Origin of the sequence: Vibrio sp. 10N.222.52.C12, assembly GCF_041474215.1 — a bacterium.
Lineage (GTDB): Bacteria > Pseudomonadota > Gammaproteobacteria > Enterobacterales > Vibrionaceae > Vibrio > Vibrio crassostreae_C.
Genome location: NZ_JBFRTR010000067.1, coordinates 1 through 18,386, shown reverse-complemented (window position 1 = coordinate 18,386; position 18,386 = coordinate 1). Strand labels below are relative to the sequence as shown.

13 protein-coding genes are annotated in these 18,386 nt (G+C 42.5%); all 13 read right to left on the bottom strand.

From position 1 onward, the window contains the following. Nucleotides 1-268: 268 nt before the first annotated feature. Nucleotides 269-445 carry an AlpA family transcriptional regulator gene (locus AB4623_RS13105; protein WP_371714996.1) on the bottom strand — a complete coding sequence of 59 codons (177 nt, stop codon included), beginning with the start codon at nt 443-445 and terminating at the stop codon, nt 269-271. Nucleotides 446-507: 62 nt separating this feature from the next. After that, complete coding sequence (locus AB4623_RS13100; protein ID WP_372146596.1) at nt 508-1,884, bottom strand: McrC family protein; 1,377 nt, start codon at nt 1,882-1,884, stop codon at nt 508-510. Nucleotides 1,885-1,889: 5 nt separating this feature from the next. Beyond that, nucleotides 1,890-3,974 (bottom strand): McrB family protein, encoded by a 2,085-nt coding sequence (locus tag AB4623_RS13095; RefSeq protein ID WP_372146594.1) that lies wholly within the window; start codon nt 3,972-3,974, stop codon nt 1,890-1,892. 95 nt (nt 3,975-4,069) lie between these two features. Continuing rightward, the gene (locus tag AB4623_RS13090; protein WP_372146592.1) at nt 4,070-5,851 is read right to left on the bottom strand and encodes a DNA/RNA helicase domain-containing protein; all 1,782 of its coding nucleotides are present in this window, start codon (nt 5,849-5,851) and stop codon (nt 4,070-4,072) included. 12 nt (nt 5,852-5,863) lie between these two features. Then, the gene (locus AB4623_RS13085) at nt 5,864-6,259 is read right to left on the bottom strand and encodes a (deoxy)nucleoside triphosphate pyrophosphohydrolase (protein ID WP_102393898.1); all 396 of its coding nucleotides are present in this window, start codon (nt 6,257-6,259) and stop codon (nt 5,864-5,866) included. 12 nt (nt 6,260-6,271) lie between these two features. Continuing rightward, nucleotides 6,272-9,568 (bottom strand): type I restriction endonuclease subunit R, encoded by a 3,297-nt coding sequence (locus AB4623_RS13080; protein WP_372146590.1) that lies wholly within the window; start codon nt 9,566-9,568, stop codon nt 6,272-6,274. Nucleotides 9,569-9,700: 132 nt separating this feature from the next. Further along, nucleotides 9,701-11,383: an SWIM zinc finger domain-containing protein gene (locus AB4623_RS13075; protein ID WP_102398486.1), complete on the bottom strand. Its 1,683-nt coding sequence runs from the start codon at nt 11,381-11,383 to the stop codon at nt 9,701-9,703. A gap of 169 nt (nt 11,384-11,552) precedes the next feature. Then, nucleotides 11,553-12,902, bottom strand: a complete 1,350-nt coding sequence (locus AB4623_RS13070) for a restriction endonuclease subunit S (protein ID WP_372146589.1) — start codon at nt 12,900-12,902, stop codon at nt 11,553-11,555. Next, a complete protein-coding gene (locus AB4623_RS13065) occupies nt 12,892-14,538 on the bottom strand; it encodes an N-6 DNA methylase (RefSeq protein ID WP_372146598.1) in 1,647 nt (548 codons plus the stop codon). The genes AB4623_RS13070 and AB4623_RS13065 overlap by 11 nt, the downstream gene beginning before the upstream one ends. Before the next feature lie 325 nt (nt 14,539-14,863). Beyond that, the gene (locus tag AB4623_RS13060; RefSeq protein ID WP_372146587.1) at nt 14,864-15,709 is read right to left on the bottom strand and encodes a hypothetical protein; all 846 of its coding nucleotides are present in this window, start codon (nt 15,707-15,709) and stop codon (nt 14,864-14,866) included. Beyond that, nucleotides 15,706-17,004 carry a hypothetical protein gene (locus tag AB4623_RS13055; protein ID WP_372146585.1) on the bottom strand — a complete coding sequence of 433 codons (1,299 nt, stop codon included), beginning with the start codon at nt 17,002-17,004 and terminating at the stop codon, nt 15,706-15,708. The genes AB4623_RS13060 and AB4623_RS13055 overlap by 4 nt, the downstream gene beginning before the upstream one ends. Continuing rightward, a complete protein-coding gene (locus tag AB4623_RS13050; RefSeq protein WP_372146583.1) occupies nt 17,004-17,642 on the bottom strand; it encodes a hypothetical protein in 639 nt (212 codons plus the stop codon). The genes AB4623_RS13055 and AB4623_RS13050 overlap by 1 nt, the downstream gene beginning before the upstream one ends. Beyond that, a partial coding sequence (locus tag AB4623_RS13045; protein ID WP_372146581.1) for an ATP-binding protein occupies nt 17,639-18,386 on the bottom strand: 748 nt, incomplete at its 5' end. The genes AB4623_RS13050 and AB4623_RS13045, both read right to left, overlap by 4 nt.

Genomic DNA, 18,386 nt, shown 5'->3' with positions numbered 1-18,386 from the left:
TCTTGGAAAGAGCCTGTCCCGACTGCGTTATAAGTTGCTGGGTATCAATGATGCCTTAGTGGAGGCTTGAGCCGTATGCAGTGAAAGTTGCACGTACGGTTCTTAGAGGGGCGGCACTTGGTAACAAGTGTCGTCTACTCGACAAATGTGAGTTACGATACCAACAGGTCGCCTGTACGATCTAGTCGTGACTAACCAGCGGGTGTATAAGATCGAGTATGAGTTATTACATATAACTCATGACCTTTGAGCACTTATTAGCTGTCAGTCATCGCTGATTCAAACACTCTGTCATCCACTCTTCCACCTCATTGTCGAGCCAAGCAACAGCTCTTTCTCCTATAGGTGCGGGCTTAGGAAATGAGCCCTCACTTATCTTGCGATAAATAGAGGATCTGCTTAACGCAGTCTTTTTCATGACTTCTTTTATTTTAAGAAATCTCATTGGTATGCCTTATTTATACTTACTCACGAAAATGTATACCTCAATGACTTCAAGGAACCACATTAGTTAGGTGACCTTTGAGAGACTTCCGCTCTAGAGGTAAAATTGAAATCTAGTGGCCATCTGATGCCCGTATGTTTCTTCTCTGATATATCGAATGGTACGACCCAAAGCTGATGCCCACCTCCCAACTCAAAGGGGAAATGCAGTGCTTCATCAAAGTTGTCTTGGCTAGGGTAAATCAGCACCACATCCTGACCACTTTCATCATCCGCAAGGTATTTTTTTGCATAAGCAAACAGTTGGTAAATATCCGATTGGGAGATATTTGAATTACTTAACTTGGTATTGAGAAGCTTCCACTTCGTATCGAGCACGACTTGATTGGAGCTCCCTTCCTTAATAATCAAATCTGGGCGTAAACTGAATTTGTTTCTACCGTCATAACGGGCAAGGTACTCACCAGTAACTTGTGTACTAACACTGAGCTTAGGATGACTGACCGCTAGTTGTTCTTTTAAAACTTTAGCAACGTAGTCTTCAAATACCTTCTCCATAGGGAATAAAAGAGAAGCTGCGTTAGCACCACCTTTCATCGTTTGTGGAGAAAAGCCTTCTAAGATTAGTCGACACCAGTCTAAAGGTATTTGGTAGTAACTCATCCCTCTATCAAGCCTGACTTTCGAAAAATCAACGCTGTAGTCCTTACTCTCTGGTATTTCATTGAATACAAAGTCTAGCTCTTGTAACAACTTCTGATTTTCTGCACTCCGCGTATAGCCTTTCACTCGTTTTAGAGCACTATGCATTAACCGGTTTACGGGACGATCGAGTAAGAACTCATCGTACTCACAGTAAAATTTATGCTTACTAATGGAGTTATGCCTAACTTGTTTTCCTACATTCAGCCTCCCCTTTAAGAAACCTAAATTGTCTTCCCTACGTACATAGTCGCTTCTTAAGCCACGTTTTACGAGCGTGTTCACCAACTGTAAGAACTGGCCTATAAATACCTCTAACAACGGCATTCTTTGGCGAGTAATATTAGCATTCGAGGTTTGAATATGTGAGAAACCTTTCAACGCACGTAACATTACTAGTAGTGTGTGCCGAGCTTTCACATAAGCGTCATCATAGTTGTTGTCACTACCTTCATCTGTGAAGCCTTTTCCGATTTTAGGCAAGATTTCAATTTGCGTTTTATCTGGCGTGAACATAACTCCTGCATAGTTTTGAACTTGCAGAACTTCCATACCATTTCGACGACGTAATTGGAGAAGGTTTCTTTCATTCTCATTACTTAAGCAAAGCTGCTTGAGATATTGATAGGCTGATACAGAGATAGCTTGAATGTGTGAAGATGTAGTCTGATCTTTAAGCACATCTTCACTCACTAAACAGTCATACTCGAAAAGAGTGATTTCTTGCTTGGCTTTCACTAAGCTTACTCGCTATCTTTTGCGTAGATAGTTTTAAACGCTGTCGGATTTTGCCAAACAGTCCCTTCACCAAAAGGCTTGAATGAGTATGTCACTTTGCAATCCTCATACAACTCTAATCCATGTTCAGGGCCAAATAACTCACTGTAGGAGTCTTCAGTTCTTTTTAAAAATTGTAGTCTGTCATCTTGTTTCAAACTGTCACCAAGGACTAAACGAATCTTGCTCCAATCTTCATAAAAATACTCTTCCAATAGTGGGATTATCTTGTTCTTAAATGCTGACTGTAGCTCGATAAACGCCTTGCCTTCATCAACTTCATTGAAAACAGGGAACAAGAAAGCATGACCAAGCGTATGCTCTCGGTCATAGAGAACTTCAATTCGCTTGTTAAGTGTTTCGAGCAATTTAGATAAATTGATGCCCTTAACTTCTTTATCAGCAAAAAGCGCGGGGTTTGGCATCATCTCTTTAAAGTCGAAACGACGACGTAATGCTGTGTCCATCATTGCCAATGAACGGTCCGCCGTGTTCATAGTGCCGATGATATATAGGTTATCTGGCACTGAGAAAGTATCACCAGAATAAGGTAAGGTGACTTCTAGCGGCTCCTGCGCACCATTGCGCTTAGAAGGTTCAATTAAGGTAATCAGTTCACCAAAAATTTTTGAGATATTACCTCGATTGATCTCATCGATAACTAATACATAGTTTTGGCGTTCTGTTTTGACTTCGCGCTTACTATGCGCAAGTTTTTCTAAATGCTTGATCAAAGCAGAATAGTAAGGGTTCAATCCTCCATTAATCACTCGATCACCATGAAAAATGTCTTTTAAGGTTTTTACACTCAAAGAATGGGTTGATTCGCCTTTGTCTTTTTCGAAGCGAATTGTGTTGTTATCGACATCAGTCACTCTGAAAAACGTACGAACTGTGTCGACTCGAACGCCCTCTTCTAGTTCAGACAAACTATTTAAAAAACGCCCCCACAATGTATCAAAATCATCTTTCTCATCCGTGGTTTTGGTTTCTTGGTAGTCCTTAGCTTTTTCACAGAGCGCCTTAAATACACCCTCTTTTTCATAGTAAGAAATTTGACCGCCTTCTGTTTTAGCACTGAGCCCTTCCACAAATTCTTCATACCCATAGCTTTGATGGAATGTGACAAAACGAATTCGACCAGCGGCAGTCAGTGCTTTGTATTTTTTCGTTAGTGAGCCTCTTTGCTCTTCTGATACACCGGTTTCAGGATCAATGTTTATGCTGGCGTAAAAGTCAGGATCAGCAGCTTGAACTGCGGCTTCAATAGTATGATAGGTTTTACCAGTGCCTGGTGGCCCATACAAAATTTGATTCAGCGGAGAGATGATACTGTGACTACTATATTCATGGTTCATTTGGCTTTCCTTCTCACTATCATGCTTAACTCTCAGTTCATCTAAACTCATCGAGTAGTATGGTTGCAGAATGCTCTCTTCAAATAGCTTTAGGTCTTGTTTTTGCTGGTATACCTTTGCAAGAGTACTGTTATAGCTTGGGGCCCAACCTTTACTTGGGCCTGCGTACTTTTGTAACTCTGACAAAGAACGGACTAACTCATACTTTCGAAACCTCCAACCATGATCTAAAGGAGATTCATCATCGAACATAGCCTCTCCAGTGACTCGTACCAAGGCCTTTAAATAACCGCTGCGAGAAAGGCTTACGATATCACTAACTTTGACTTCCTTGATAAAACGACTGCCCTGACTTTTTGCTGTTTCGCTATGTACAGCTAGATAGTTATTTTCGTCTAGCCATTGGGATACGCTTTCAGATATTTCGTTGAAACCATGGGAAACTTTCCAAATATTAGGGATAGTTTGTAGTGGGTCTTTGTTGACTAATTTATACCCTTGCTTTTCAAAAAACCTCTCTGCTTCAGACGTATGACACTGACTGTGGTGGACATCAAAAATCACACTGTAGAGTCTTTTTGCTGGATACAAATTGCCGTCAATTTCAACAAAGTGATGAAAGTCCTTTTCGTAATAACCATCTTGCTTCAACTGAGTTACGGCATCCTCAACTGACCGCTTTGAAACGTCCATACCTAGCCTCTTTCCTTACTATTATTCTTGCTTTGTCCTGTTCTAACAGGGTTTTGATAAACACAACTATAATTTTGATTGAATGATTGCTGCCTTTATAGGCATTGCGCACCTGCACCTAAGAAATATTCGTAAGTTTCGTCGAACAGTGCCTCTTGAGGGAAATAAAACACTACGCCATCTCTACCTCTTGTCATCAGTACCCGGTAACTATTAAGCTTAATTTGAAAAGGGTTTTGAACATTTCTATTGCCTTTATGAAGAACCCAGCCACTGCCATTGTAGAGAAAGTCTTTCGCCCAGATTAGCACTGGCATATCAAGCTCTAACCCCTGGCAATCAAACTCACTAATTGTGCGCTGGAAACTACAACACGATGTCGAAGAACTAACGTCATCATGGAACCATGGGCCCAATGGTTGTTTGTTATACTTGATGTTGTCTGACGAACTTAACAAGCCATACTTCTTGTTGGTGTTTTGATATCTATTGAGACAGTATCTTTTGGCTTTTTCCAAATCTCTGGTTAGATAGATATTAAAACCGTCTTTAATCGTCTGCTTAGCCAGCGCAACATCCGGCTTATCATTCAAAACACCTTCCACCCACTTAGGATATAAACTTGCGCTATGAGCTCGTAAAGACTGATCTAAATTTAGCAATGGGTTTACTCGAACACGATTACTGCTCATGAATTGAAAATGATGCTCTAACGCTGGTGGGCAAAAAACAATCCAAGGCTCTTTACTACTTTTCAAAGCATCGCACCAAAGAGAAATACCCACTTCTTCACCTACATAAATCTCTTGTCCCTCTCCAACTAGAGCGACATAGTGACAAGGCGTTTTATCTTTGTCTTTATCTTTATCTGCGATCCTGATGATGCAAGAAGGCTCCGACATTTGGTAATTCTTGTTTTTATTTTCGTCCCACATCCTCTGAGCTTCATCAAAAACAACCAAATTAGTATGAGGGGTTGTACGTGGCTTCATGTATTCGCGTTTAAAGTCTTTCAACGCGCGAACAAACGTTTTGTCATCAAGAGCATATTGCAAGACATCTACCAGCGGGCCATTCCCAGATAGAAACTGACCTCTTTTGTTCCGATGTACAAACTCCAAACCCAGCAACGTCTTCCCTGCTCCAGGAACACCAGTAACCAGGGTTAATACACTCGCCCGATTTCTATTTCCTTCGCTCTCAACCCAAGCAGTAACTTTATCCAACTCATCAAGCGCTTCATAAATCCCTGCACTCTTAGCACTCTTTAGTTCTTCTATTGGGTTGTTTTGAAATATCTCTACCGCTGCATCTACTAGATTAGGTAATGGTGCATAGGGCGATTCAAGCCACTGTTTTAAATCAGTGTTAGTAGGAGCGCCCGTTAAATACTTATCAAGAAAGGCTTTGAGTTTATCGCTAGATAGGATTGAGATATTACTTTCGATATCCGTTAATTTACCGGTGGATTGAGTCAAAACCAAACCGGCAATCACCTCTAGCTCGGCGCTTTCATGATGGTAATTACAGAGATCTCGATAATAGCCGCACAGCTGGTCATAATCGGCTCGCTGATAGCGATCCTTCATTTTGAATTCTAAAATGAATAGCTTATTTTCGACTAGAAGCAGAACATCAGGCCTACGCCCTCCTTCCATTGGTAGAGCATACTCAAAAATAACATAGCCATCAGATTGGGCACGCTTGGAGAGTTCTTTCTGAAGATGATGAAAACAATCAACCCAAGCTCGTTTCTGAAGTTCACCGAGCTCTAAGCCAGGGAAGTTAATACAAAACTCAGAACACATGTTGGCCAACCAGTTTTCTTCTTGTTCTTGAAGAAAGACATCAATCCTATTTGCATAGCAATAAGTCATTCACGGTCCTCTTCAGTTTGCTTGCAACTTTGCAACGATGGGAACATCAGCTGCAGCCCAATCTAAAGAAGTTAGTTCATCGAGATTTAACCACAATGCTTGAATATGCTCAGTAAGTACTATCTTTCGGTTTTCGACAGGACATAAATAAGCGTGCATCGTGATATGAAAGTCAGGGTAAGCATGCTCAACCGTCATGAAATAATCTACATGTTCGATATTCAGATGCAGCTCTTCATTCAACTCTCTTTTAATGGCTTCTTCTCTCTGCTCACCTACTTCCACTTTCCCGCCGGGAAATTCAAACTTCTCATGGATATAAGCTAACTTTGAAGGACCGCGCTGAACACACAAAGTTTTATCTTCATGTTGAATAATGGCCGCTACTACTTCTATTTTTTTAACCATATTCACTTGCCCCTAACTATTCTTCTTATAATTCTCAGCCTGCTCTAGCACGCCTTTGTAAACATCATCATTGGCAACTGGTGGGAAGCCGTATTTGTGTAGCAGTAAGATTAAATCCACTTTCAACTTGGCTTTGATGTCATCGCGGCCTGCCCAGTCTGGGTATTGAGCGACATTGTCTACTGTGGTTTTCATCTCCTTCGCCAGTTCGAGCATCTTGTCATCGTCGTAAGTGAAATCGTACTTCTTGCGCATGTGGTTCAAGATATCGAGGAACGCTTTCTCTTCTAGGTCGATGCCTAGGTCTTCAAACGAGCCCATTTCTTTCACGATATCAAAGATAATGTCGGTCATTTCTTGAGAGAAGGTATCGAACTCCTCACCATTCAACACATCATTTTCACGACGTTCGTTGTATTGCTCCACCAGCGATTGGAAGCGCTTAGAGAAGTTCATCCCTTGTAGCTGGTTGACCTTTTTAAAGTCACTTATCGCCTTCTCTAGTAGCTTTTGAAGCAACTGAATCTTGGTGTTAGGCAACTTAATCTTGTTGATACGAGCCAAGTAGTCTTCATCAAATATATCAATGGCTTCTGCGTGTTCATCACCAATGGTAAAGATCTCTTCTACTCCATCGGCACGGAGGGCTTCTGCCACTAACTCACGAACGCGCTTATTCATTTGTGCCGTGTCTGGTGCATCACCTTTGGTTAATTTAAAGATGATAGAACGAACAGCAATATAGAAGTGGATTTGGTCGCGCTCTTGCTGAGATAACAATTCACTACCACAACAAACATCATAAGCCGCCTTCATACGGCCGACTAAAGCCATGAATCGAGTTTCGCCTTTCTTGGTTTGAAGGATGTATTCTGCCGACTGATTAAGGCACTCTAGCTGCTTACACGGCTCTCCTGTGTAATAACCGGACGTATCGAACTTGTGGAACATCTGCCTTAACAGATCGAGATGGTTCTTCACCTCAATAACGGAAAAGCGAATATCTTCAAAGTTAGTCTCATCAGCCTTTGAATACATCGCTAAGGCTTGATTCATACGTGACTTGATACCAATGTAATCGACAACGAGCCCTTTCGCCTTGCCTTCAAACTTACGGTTAACACGTGAGATAGTTTGAATCAGGTTGTGTTTCTGCAACGGCTTATCGATGTAGATAGTATCCAGTTCAGGAACGTCAAAACCTGTTAGCCACATGTCGACTACAATGGCTATTTTGAAATTCGACTTAGGACTCTTAAACTGCTGGTCGAGCGATTTTCGATATTCCTTTGTCCCTAGCAGGCTGTACTGATCAGGGTCATCGTCTTTACCGCGCGTCATCACCATTTGCACCATCGCAAGTGGCTTTAACTCTTCTTTCTCTTTATCCGTCAGCTCGACACCATCAATTGATAGCTTTTCCTCAAACCATTCTGGCTTTAAGATTTTGACTTGCTTATAAAAATCAAACGCGATTTCACGACTCGCACAGACAAACATCGCCTTGCCCTTTATCGTAGAACCTTCTTTAACTCGCCCTTCATAATGTTCAACAAAGTCTTTCGCCAAAGCTTCAATACGGTCAGGGTCGCCAAGGATCGCGTTCATATTGGCAGAAGCTTTCTTACTCTCTTCTATCTGATGTTCATTGGTGCCCGCTTCTGCGCACGCTTGGTAGTATTTCTCTACCTCTTCAAGCTTGCTGTTATCAAGAATGACTTTAGCTGCTCGGCCTTCATAAACAATACGAACCGTAATTTCATCATTAACCGATTCTGTCATGGTGTAGCTGTCTACTGCATCACCAAATACATCAAGGGTGGCATCGATCGGCGTTCCGGTGAAGCCAACGTAAGTCGCGCTTGGTAGAGAATCGTGCAGATACTTAGCAAAGCCGTATGTCTCTTTCACATCGACGGCTATACCATCTTGATATTTGATCACCACTTTCTTATCGAGGTTGACCTGTGAACGGTGCGCTTCATCAGAAATACAGATGATGTTTGTACGCTCTGAAAGCAATTCGATGTCTTCGGTGAACTTATGAATGGTAGTCAGGAACACACCACCACTTTTTATGCCTTGTAGCTTGTCTCTTAAATCTTGACGGCTTTTAACTGGCACCACCATCTCATCACCAATGTAATCAGAGGCATTACAGAACTGTTTAGAAAGCTGATCATCAAGATCATTACGGTCGGTAATAAGTACAATGGTCGGGCTTTCAAAATCGATGCTTTTCATCAATAGGCGCGATAGAAATTGCATGGTAAAGCTCTTGCCACAACCTGTTGCACCAAAGTAAGTACCGCCTTTACCACTTCCGTATGGCTTACGTTCTTTGTCGATGTTGTAGTAAAGCTTACGCGCTGCGTAGTACTGCGGGTAACGGCAACAGATTTTTATCTCTTTCTTTGAAGTATCAGGGAAGAAGACAAAGTTCTTCACTACATCAAGTAATCTGGTTTGGTTAAACAACCCGGCAATCATGGTGTAGAGGGAGTTAATACCCTCTTTTTCGGTAGACTCGTTGCCCGTTACTTTGCGCCATGCGTAGAAGAACTCATAAGGCGCAAACAAGTTGCCCATTTTATTGTTCACGCCATCGCTGATAATACACATCGCGTTGTAGACGAACAACTTAGGTATATCACGGCGATAACGAACGCAGATTTGCTTCCATGCATCAAAAATGGTCGCGTCTTTCTCTCGCACGGCACTCTTGAATTCAAACACCACCAGCGGCAAGCCGTTCACATAAAGGATGCCATCAGGGATTCGAACTTGTTCATCGACACCTTCAATCTCTAGCTGGTTAACGATTTTATAGATATTGGTGTCAGTCGCTTTTAACCGATTTGTTTCTAGGTACGTAACCTTACCTTCAGCAACTTCTCTATCAGTATTATCAGGTTTAGATTTATTCTCTAGCAGCGGGACAAACATCAAGCGTAAGGCTTGTGCCAAATGTCTTGTGTCGATTAACTCAATATAGAGGTCTTTCTTTGAGCGATCTTCACGCTTAAACAGAAAGCCATTGGTTAGCCATTGGCAGAAGGTTTTATTGCTCTGGTATAAATCACTGGCAGGCAACGTTGAGATCATACGAACAATGGTGTCAATTTCGCTCTCGGTTATAGCATCGCCTCGGTACTGCTTGGCAAGGTAGCGGCGTAAGTCATCTAAGATGAGTACTTGTTCTTTGTCTTCACGCGCTATTTGTTCACCCACTACGTGTGGGTAGCCTTGCTCACCCAATAGCTCAATAATGGCCTGTTCGAGTTTGGCTTCAGTAAATTTTAAGCTCATCGCCTTTTCCTACTGCTGTTTGACGTTGTTTGTTGTTTTCTAAATTGAGTTATTTAAATTTGTTTTGTAGTAACTCGGTTTCGGGCTTTGTTCCATTTTCTCAACACCGCAGATCTTGTCACCTCCGCAGAATCAGATATATTTTGAATAATATTTCTGAATTAAAGCGAACATATTACGCTTACGCTTGTACGTGGTAGCGAGTTGCGCCACCTGACTATAAAATGTCGCCAATTGAGTAGGATGCGATTTCAGCATATTCTCTAAACGTCGAAGTAACTCTAAAGCTTGATCGTAAGCCGTATTATTGGTCTGTTCGATATAAGATGAGACTGCTCGCAGATAATAATCCAGCGTATTTTCAGGTTTATCATCCACAATATGATCGGCAAGCGAAATAAGTCCTTGTATTGATATTTTATGTTCGGCAACCCATTCGCACGCTTTGTCTAATTGCTGGTTATCGATATAGAACAGAACCAAGGCATCCGTACGATCAGAAGCTTGATTATAGCGGTCTGGTTGTTGATAGGCATTGGCAAGTAGCAGTTCAGTGCGGGAGAAAAATTCAACATCATCAATTTGGTAATTGGCTTTAAACTTCGCTAACTGTTGATAATATTGAAAGCTTGGTGATTGTTCTAACAAACGGTTAGCTAATACCCATGCAGAATGGATTTCACCTAGTTCAACATAAAGACGGAATTGAGCTTGTTCGCACGCACGAAGTTCATAATCACTCGCCATTTTTTTCGCCTTAGCTAACCAAAACTCAGCTTCTAACGGCTCTTGCTCATCAATGAACATATCAACAACTTCAAGATAATCTCGACACGTTCGTGCTATTTTTTGTTTAATTTCCGCCACTTCACGCCAATCGGAGCTGTGTTTCATTAACGGAACTGCCCATGAGCGTAAGTTCCAGCTACTCTCATCTTGCGATGCTTGATCTATCGCTTGGCGGCATAAGGTTAGAAAGTGGGTGTTAGATTGCCAAATCGCTCCAAAACTCTCTTCAATCGAAGGAAATACGTCAAATTCGTAATGGGTCAAACGCTCAAACATCCACTGCGCTTTCTCTTGCTCACTCCAATTAAGCTTTGCCAGCGTCTTTGGCATGTGTTCGTTAATCATGCTTTCAATGCCATAACGATCGCCATTGGAGTCATCAATTTGCTCTAGCACCTTATTCAACCGTTCAACAAGGTAGTTGATTAATTTCCATTGATGATCGGCGTTAAGGCTTTGCATTGATTCAATGATCATGTTCAATTGAATTTCTGCTGAGTTGAAATAATCATGGCTTTCTCGCCAATCCCAGAGCTGTTCTCGCGGTAAGGCTTGGGTAACCAACTTTTTCAGCTCGCCATATACGGCTGGCTTTTCGCGTATTTCAATTTTTGTCAGCAGTGCATTCCATGTGTACTCATCTTCTTCTAGGTATTCGAGTAGCATCTCTACCATGGCCTCTTCACCAAGGCTTTGCAGGTGATTTTTTATGGTATCTCGTTCACTACTTTGGTTTAAAGCTTGTTCTTGGTCTTGTAGGCAAAGGGCAACCGCCACGCCGTGCTTGCACAACATTTGATATTGCGCCGCAGGGCAAGTACAAGTGCCAACCAGATCGCCAGTGAAATCGAGGCTCACTTGATAATTGAGGCTGCCTTTGACCTGTGCGGTCGCGGTGTTGCCAACAAGGTTAAGCTTGCGTACTGCACCACTGCGTGAAAGCAAGATGCCTTTTTGCAAAGTGCTTGTTTCACACAGTGTCGTCAATTCAGAAATGTCGATTTCACGAGTATTGGTTGCGTTCATTATATTATGGTTCCACCTACGCTTTGCTTTGTTCTATTTCGGATTCATCTAATTCCCACCTTCGTTATCTCAGAACCGAGGCGCGAGGTATCTGAGATCTCGCTTTTCACCACCGTCAAAAACGAGATTCCTGATAAGTTCGTTCCTCACTTTCTGGAATGACGAAAGGTTACTCTGCCAGCGCCTTAGCTTGTTCCACTTGCAGATTCTCTAAATCGATTTCGCCGGAAAGCAATTTAGGAAGTAGCGTGTCACGTAGATTAGATAGAGACTGATTTTGCTCTAAGCCAGTCTGAATCTTCTCGTCCAACGCTAGAACCAATTGTTCGAATTTATCTTGTATAGATACAGGAGGAAGCAATATCCACATTTTCTTCAAGTGTGTTGGCCCAAAGTGTTTTAAAACACTCCCTACACCAAAAGCTTCGATTTGTCTTTGAAAGTTTCGTGATTGAATGAAATATTTGAGATACTTTCTGGTTGTAACACCTTCAATCGGTCTAAAGCCGATAATACCAGTGTAAGCAATTGAATTTTCTGATTGCTTTGTTACTTCAGCGACTCGGCCCAGTGAAGCGCTGCTACTCAGTAATATATCTCCCTCTTGTAATAAAAAATGCTTCCATTTCTTATCAACTTTCTCAGGGTCTAGATAATTACAGCCATCAAGTAGAGACACCCCATTTTTTAAACCAGCAAGCCTGATGAGGGGGACTCCTTTTTCATGGAAATCTTTTGCCAAAATCCCGGGGCCTTCTCTAAACAGTGTTCCGCTAGGTAGACCCATGACTTCCCAACCCTCAGGTATCAAACCCAGCTCCGACTCAACTAGCTTTTCTGGGAAAAGCGAGGCAACATCTTTTGAAAGAAAAGGCGCATCCATCCCTTTTGGCTGTTCGCCATTCATTTTGGCTTTTACAGGGTCGAAGTCGACAAACCAAGATTTGAACAGCGTTTGTGCCATTTGCTCTAGGGTTTGGTTGATTTGGTTGTTGAGTGTGATTTTTTTGTCTACGTTACGCAATATCTCCGAGATACGTTTTTGCGTATCCAAAGACGGTAAGTTCAATTCGAATTTCGAGCAATCCCCGACACGAATATGGCTGACCACTGACCCAGACCCTTCGTGCATAGAAAACTGATGCTGTAAATCTGGAGACAAAAATGAGTACAGGAGGAAGTGCGGATCAAGCTTTGTTTCATCTGCTCGATATTGCATTATCCTTTGTCCCAAGAATAATTGCTCTGATGAGTTAACAATACCCACCTCACCTAGTGGTGCTTCACGTGTAAGCAAAACGTCATTGCGCTCGACAGTTGCTCGTCTCGTCCATTTAGCGAATGTGTCAGCATCTACACAACGGCAGTCGTCGGTTGAAACTCGCCCGTTTTTGATGTTCGGTGTGCGAATCATTTTGTAAAGCGTAGGCACAGGTGAAACAGGGGCAGTCTTGTTTACACAATCAACAATTAATTCGCATATATCTGAAACTTTGACTCTTGGCCAATTACTCCCCATAACCCAGCGCCTCCAAATTCTGGCGAATCGCTTTATCCAACTCTTGAGATTGGTTCATTTGGCTGTATAGGGTTTGTGAAAGCTCGCTCATCTTGGTTTCAAACGGAATGCCGTCATCTTCCACATCAGCTGCACCTACATAGCGGCCCGGAGTCAGTACAAAGTCATTAGCCTTGATATCAGTAATCGTCGCTGATTTGCTAAAGCCTGCTTTATCTTCATACTTCTCAACTTTGCCATCACCACGCTCAATGCGCGCTTTAAGTTCTGCTTCATCACAGCGCCAGGCGTGGTAAGTGTCTGCAATCAGAGCGATGTCGTCTTTTGTGAGCTCTTTGTTGGTACGGCTAATCATGGTGCCCATTTCACGAGCATCAATGAACAGCGTCTCTCTTTGGCGGTTACGGAAACCTTTGGTTGTGTTCTCGGTTTTGTCTTTTGTGATAAACCAGATGCACACTGGGATCTGCGTAGTAAAGAACAACTGCCCCGGCAAAGCGATCATACATTCAACGCGATCGTTCTCGATAAGTTGCTGGCGGATCTCCCCTTCACCTGAGGTATTTGAACTCATAGAGCCGTTCGCTAATACAAAACCTGCCGTGCCTGTTTCACTTAACTTAGAGAGCATGTGCAAAATCCAACCGTAGTTGGCATTACCTGTTGGCGGTGTACGATAGCCAGCAAAGCGCGCATCATCGGTTAGCTCGGCTTCATTACGCCAACCTTTAAGGTTAAACGGTGGGTTAGCCATGATGTAATCGGCTTTTAAGTCTTTATGCTGGTCAGCAAAGAAGGTATCGGCAGCACGCTCACCCAAGTTGCCCGATAAACCTCGAATGGCTAAGTTCATCTTCGCCAGTTTATAAGTGGTCGAGGTCAACTCTTGACCATAGATAGCGATGTCTTTGGTGCGCCCTTCGTGCTCTTTAATGAACTTTAAAGACTGAACAAACATACCGCCCGAGCCACAAGCCGGGTCGTAGATCTTACCTTGGAAGGGTTCTAGCATTTCAGCCAATAGCGTTACCACTGACTTAGGCGTATAGAACTCGCCACCACCTTTGCCTTCGGTTGCTGCAAACTTACCTAGGAAGTATTCATAAACACGACCGACTAAGTCTTCTTCGCTCATGTCGCATTCGTTCGCCAGCGTATCGATGTTTTCAATGCTGTCGATAAGTGAAGCCAGCTTTTTCACTTCCAGACCTTGACGCGAGAAGTAGTTATCTGGCAGAGCGTCTTTCAAGCTTGGGTTATTTTTTTCGATAGTCGATAAAGCGGTATCAATGATGATAGCGATATCATCTTGCTTAGCGCGTGCTTTAACAAATGACCAACGCGCATCTTCTGGTAAAAAGAAGATGTTGTCTTGTTGGTAGAACTCTTTCATCTCAACAAAAGCTTCTTGCCCGTCGTCTATCATCTTCTGACGACGTGCTTCAAACTTGTCGCTGATGAACTTTAAGAACACAAGGCTTAATACCACGTGTTTGTATTCAGATGACTCAACGCTGCCACGCAGTTGATTAGCGGTATCCCAAAGGGTCTCTTCAAAGCCTTTGGTCGCTTTCTTAGCTTTTGATACGGGCTTAGCTTTTGAGGCGGGTTTCTTGTTAGCGGGTGCTTTTGCCATGTTCTTAATTACTCGAATAATGTAGGACTCTGCTTTCAAGCGCAGACTATTGAGGGCGATTATATATGAAATTGAATGAGTTGAATTGATAAAGCTCCGATTTTAGGCGCTTTTTACGTACCTTAAGATAAGGAAATATCCAAATGATCGAGCATTTTAAAAAAGCCACAAAATTCGTTTAATCTTTATAAATAATTCAGTGGCTAGATTAGCAGCACTTAACAGTCTTGTAGGCACTCTGCATGAGCTTCACAACATTTGATTGATTACCCCAAGGTAAACGTGCCTATCTCCGCACTTACAGGGGAGCTCAACATTTACGTGACTAAATTTGATGTAACCTTACGGCTATTTGATTTGCCATGATTGACTCTTGGGTTATCCCTTTTTCCAATTCAGACATTATGGACTCTAACTTAGGGGGGATAAGTTTTGAGACACGATCCCAGTTTTGGTATTGGTCCGAAAATAGCTCTGATCGGCCATGTTCTTTGAGAGTATCTGTTGATAAATTAGGTAGTAGCATATAAGTCGCTCCCGATGATAAAGCTAAAGAAATACCTTTAGGATCGGTATCAAACCAAGCTATAAGCTCTACGTCTGGAAAAGCCAACGCAATTTCTTTTGAGATTACTCCCGTGTCCTTATCCCCCCGGTAAACGATAAGAGGGTTAGGCCCTATGTCGGCTTGTACTAATCTAAACTTAGAAAATGCTTCATAGTTTTCAACAATCACAACTTGGCTGTGCTCAATGCTCGTCAAATGACTTAGAGCTACCTCAATGTTCATACCTTCTTGTAATTCATACGATTTGCCATTTATGTTCGTGGACAAAATCCCATAAACTTTAATGACCTTGTCTTTGACAGGCCTTGAGCTTAGCTTCTCGTTTGGAAAGAACTGAGCCATATCCGTTCGAGAATCCGGGATAGAGTCGGTTAGAAGATCAAAGCCTGATTGCTCTTTAATCACCTTCCTAATTTGACGTATATCTCTAGGCGTCAGCTGCAAATGTTCTCCTCTGGCGCTCCCAACACTAAAGTCGCGATGAAAAGTATCAAACACGCCACTCAGCGCTACACTGGCACCTTCATTAACCTTCGCAGGAGAGAAGAGTTGCTTTAACCGATTTAAATCACTACCCGTTATATCATCAATAATTCTACTCACAGTTTCCTCGCTATAGACACATCTTCTAAGTGAAGGTTGCCGTAACCTATATTGCTACCTTTTGCTAAATAGGTATAAGACCCGATAGGCTCAACGGTAAAGCCTTTGCTATCTTCGGGAAGCATTGAACTATGGAAATTAAGCACGCTAAATAGCCACACGTCTTTAGCGCAAGTGAGCTGGTCAAGATCTTCCGGTAAGTCACTATTGATTTGCTCGTAATACTCCAAAGCGGAAATGCTGGTTTTTCCCTTACCAATAAAGGCTTCAGCAAAAAAGGTATCGCAATGTGAATCAATGTCCGCTTCAATCAGCTCTTGTATTTCAACATCAAGAGTCAATTCTCGGCGCTCAGCTTCTTCAACAACCGGAAGCTCTTCTTGTTCGGCGGGCTGTGCCGTAATTTTTTCAACAATATCGGCCAATTCCGGCTCTTGGTCCATATCATCAGGATTTGGGTGATGTGCAAATTGTATCGGCTCTGAAAGCCAAAACATCGGTATACCATCGTGCTTTGCTACCTCATCAGGCAAAATCAAATCGTCACTTGGTGTCCAGTGTGGCTCCTGATCAATAAACCGGTCAAAGGCATTGATCAGGTCCTTATCGCGTTCGCGGTTACGATACTTCAGCATCAAAGCTCGGAGTTGAATTAGGATAGATCCTAGCTCTTGTTGGCAACTACGAATCGCACTGTGCATTTCAGCACAAAACAAGGTGTTGAGCTCTGAGTTATCTCCAGCCATTTCACTCAACAACTTAAAAGAGAAAGCTTTCATGCCACTAACAAGCTTTTCAGCTTGCTCTATAGCAACTTGGTTCTCTTTTTGTTTCTGAGTTAGCGTATGGCCATAGCCAAAGTCATAACTGATACGGTTTCTTAAGCGACGACAAGACTCTTGCAAGTCCATTGTGATTTCATAAACGACACCTTCAAGGCTATTAAACCTATCCGCCTCTTGTTCTCTTTTGCCATTTAATTTAGCTTCCAGGTATTCTTGCGCTAAGCTCTGAATTTCTGGAATGCGCTCAGCATGCTGAGTCCCGAGAAATGAACTTGCCTCCGTTTCAAGGAAGTAGTTCATCAATGCTTCCATCTTAGGGTGCACGCGGTAGCCGCGGCTTGTCACGATAACAACACGGGCTTCTTTTAATTTACGTAGGTCATTGGCGTTTTCATGAGTTTCACGTATCGTGCCATTTTCAAAAACATGCGTTAATGTGTCCTTTGCTTGGCTGATTAAGCGAAGCATGTGGTTAACACCACCATGTTTCCCATTGTTTTGAGGACTCATCAAAAGTTGAACTCCCCTTGGTTCTCGTTTGCTTTGTTAACTGTCTCAACGATCTTTTCATGCGTATCGATGAAATCGAGCACCTCGTAAACAAAGTCTAATTTTCCCGTCATCACATAGAGTTGGCGCTCTTTGTTTACTAAATGAGCCACCCCTTCTTTAACCAGAAATTCAACAACTACATTGAGTTTATCAGCTGCACTGTCACGCACTTTTTTTCGACACACTTTTGGAAGTCGATAAATACTATCGAGTTTCTCCATCAAGCTAGGAGACGATTGGATTTGCGCACTCAGCATAGGCACATTTAACTCATCACCACCAACCATCACTGCTTCAACTTGAGCAGCCTCACTGACTGTCGCTACGAACTTAACCACAGGTCGAATGATACCGTGTACATTACTCATCAACGCGGTCACCTGACGACGATTGTGGTCGTCGATACTTTTATAGGTAACATAATAGGCGCTGGTTCTGCTCGTACATTGGAGCTCGCGCCCCATAAGAGTCAACGCTTGATTGATTTCTCGGCGTGTACGATCCTCTTTAAGCGTCTTGTAAGCTTCACGATCCGTTGCTGGGCAGATAAAGCTACCACTAAGTAGAGATTCTAAGACTTGTGATACTGGCTTCATGCTTCTACTCCTGTGCTAGTTTCAGCGGCTTTAGCTAACGCAAGTTTGCTTACTTTAGGTTTGTTGAAAATGTTCTTGTAAGGCGTTAAGTGATACAGATACTTAAATAAGTTGGCCGTACGATTATTGCCATCGGGTTGAGCCGCGATAACATTGAAGTTATGTGCCCCCATCATTTTGAGCAGTTTGGCTTGGTTTTCTGCCGTCAGCTTACCAATCTCATCGGTTGGGTAAGTTATTGATAGTCGACTTGCTCCACGTTGTTGTGTCAGAAGTGCTAAATACAACATGGATTGAATGAGCAAGTTCGTACCATTACTGGCCAAATCACGCATATCTTTATCTGTTTTGGCCGTTTTACGCTGGTTGTTCTCGATGACTTCAAATTTGATGTCAAACAGCTCAGTAGGCTTTTTAACTTTCTCGGCACTAATATGGTATGTCAGTGTACTTAAAGCGTTGAAAAACTCTTTGGTTGGTAGCTCAGCAGATCCCGTTTTATCCCACTCTTCGTAAATCTCAGAGAAGTTAATAATATCTTGCCAACCTTGTAGTTTGGAAAGTGAACTTTCAACGTTAATGTCAATAGAACCAACCACCGAGAACGTGTTATTGAGCTTTACTTGTTCAGAGATATTACGACCAAGTTTCTTAATGTCACGGTCGAAGCCGAGTAGCCGATGCTTGAAGTCAACGAGCATACGCCCCATGTTGACCGCGCTTTCAATTGTTATGCTGGTCACC

Excerpts from the sequence above, each read along its gene's own strand:
- AB4623_RS13105 (WP_371714996.1), bottom strand. The coding sequence starts at position 445 with ATGAGATTTCTTAAAATAAAAGAAGTCATGAAAAAGACTGCGTTAAGC.
- AB4623_RS13095 (WP_372146594.1), bottom strand. The coding sequence starts at position 3,974 with ATGGACGTTTCAAAGCGGTCAGTTGAGGATGCCGTAACTCAGTTGAAG.
- AB4623_RS13090 (WP_372146592.1), bottom strand. The coding sequence starts at position 5,851 with ATGACTTATTGCTATGCAAATAGGATTGATGTCTTTCTTCAAGAACAA.
- AB4623_RS13085 (WP_102393898.1), bottom strand. The coding sequence starts at position 6,259 with ATGGTTAAAAAAATAGAAGTAGTAGCGGCCATTATTCAACATGAAGAT.
- AB4623_RS13080 (WP_372146590.1), bottom strand. The coding sequence starts at position 9,568 with ATGAGCTTAAAATTTACTGAAGCCAAACTCGAACAGGCCATTATTGAG.
- AB4623_RS13075 (WP_102398486.1), bottom strand. The coding sequence starts at position 11,383 with ATGAACGCAACCAATACTCGTGAAATCGACATTTCTGAATTGACGACA.
- AB4623_RS13070 (WP_372146589.1), bottom strand. The coding sequence starts at position 12,902 with ATGGGGAGTAATTGGCCAAGAGTCAAAGTTTCAGATATATGCGAATTA.
- AB4623_RS13065 (WP_372146598.1), bottom strand. The coding sequence starts at position 14,538 with ATGGCAAAAGCACCCGCTAACAAGAAACCCGCCTCAAAAGCTAAGCCC.
- AB4623_RS13055 (WP_372146585.1), bottom strand. The coding sequence starts at position 17,004 with ATGAGTCCTCAAAACAATGGGAAACATGGTGGTGTTAACCACATGCTT.
- AB4623_RS13050 (WP_372146583.1), bottom strand. The coding sequence starts at position 17,642 with ATGAAGCCAGTATCACAAGTCTTAGAATCTCTACTTAGTGGTAGCTTT.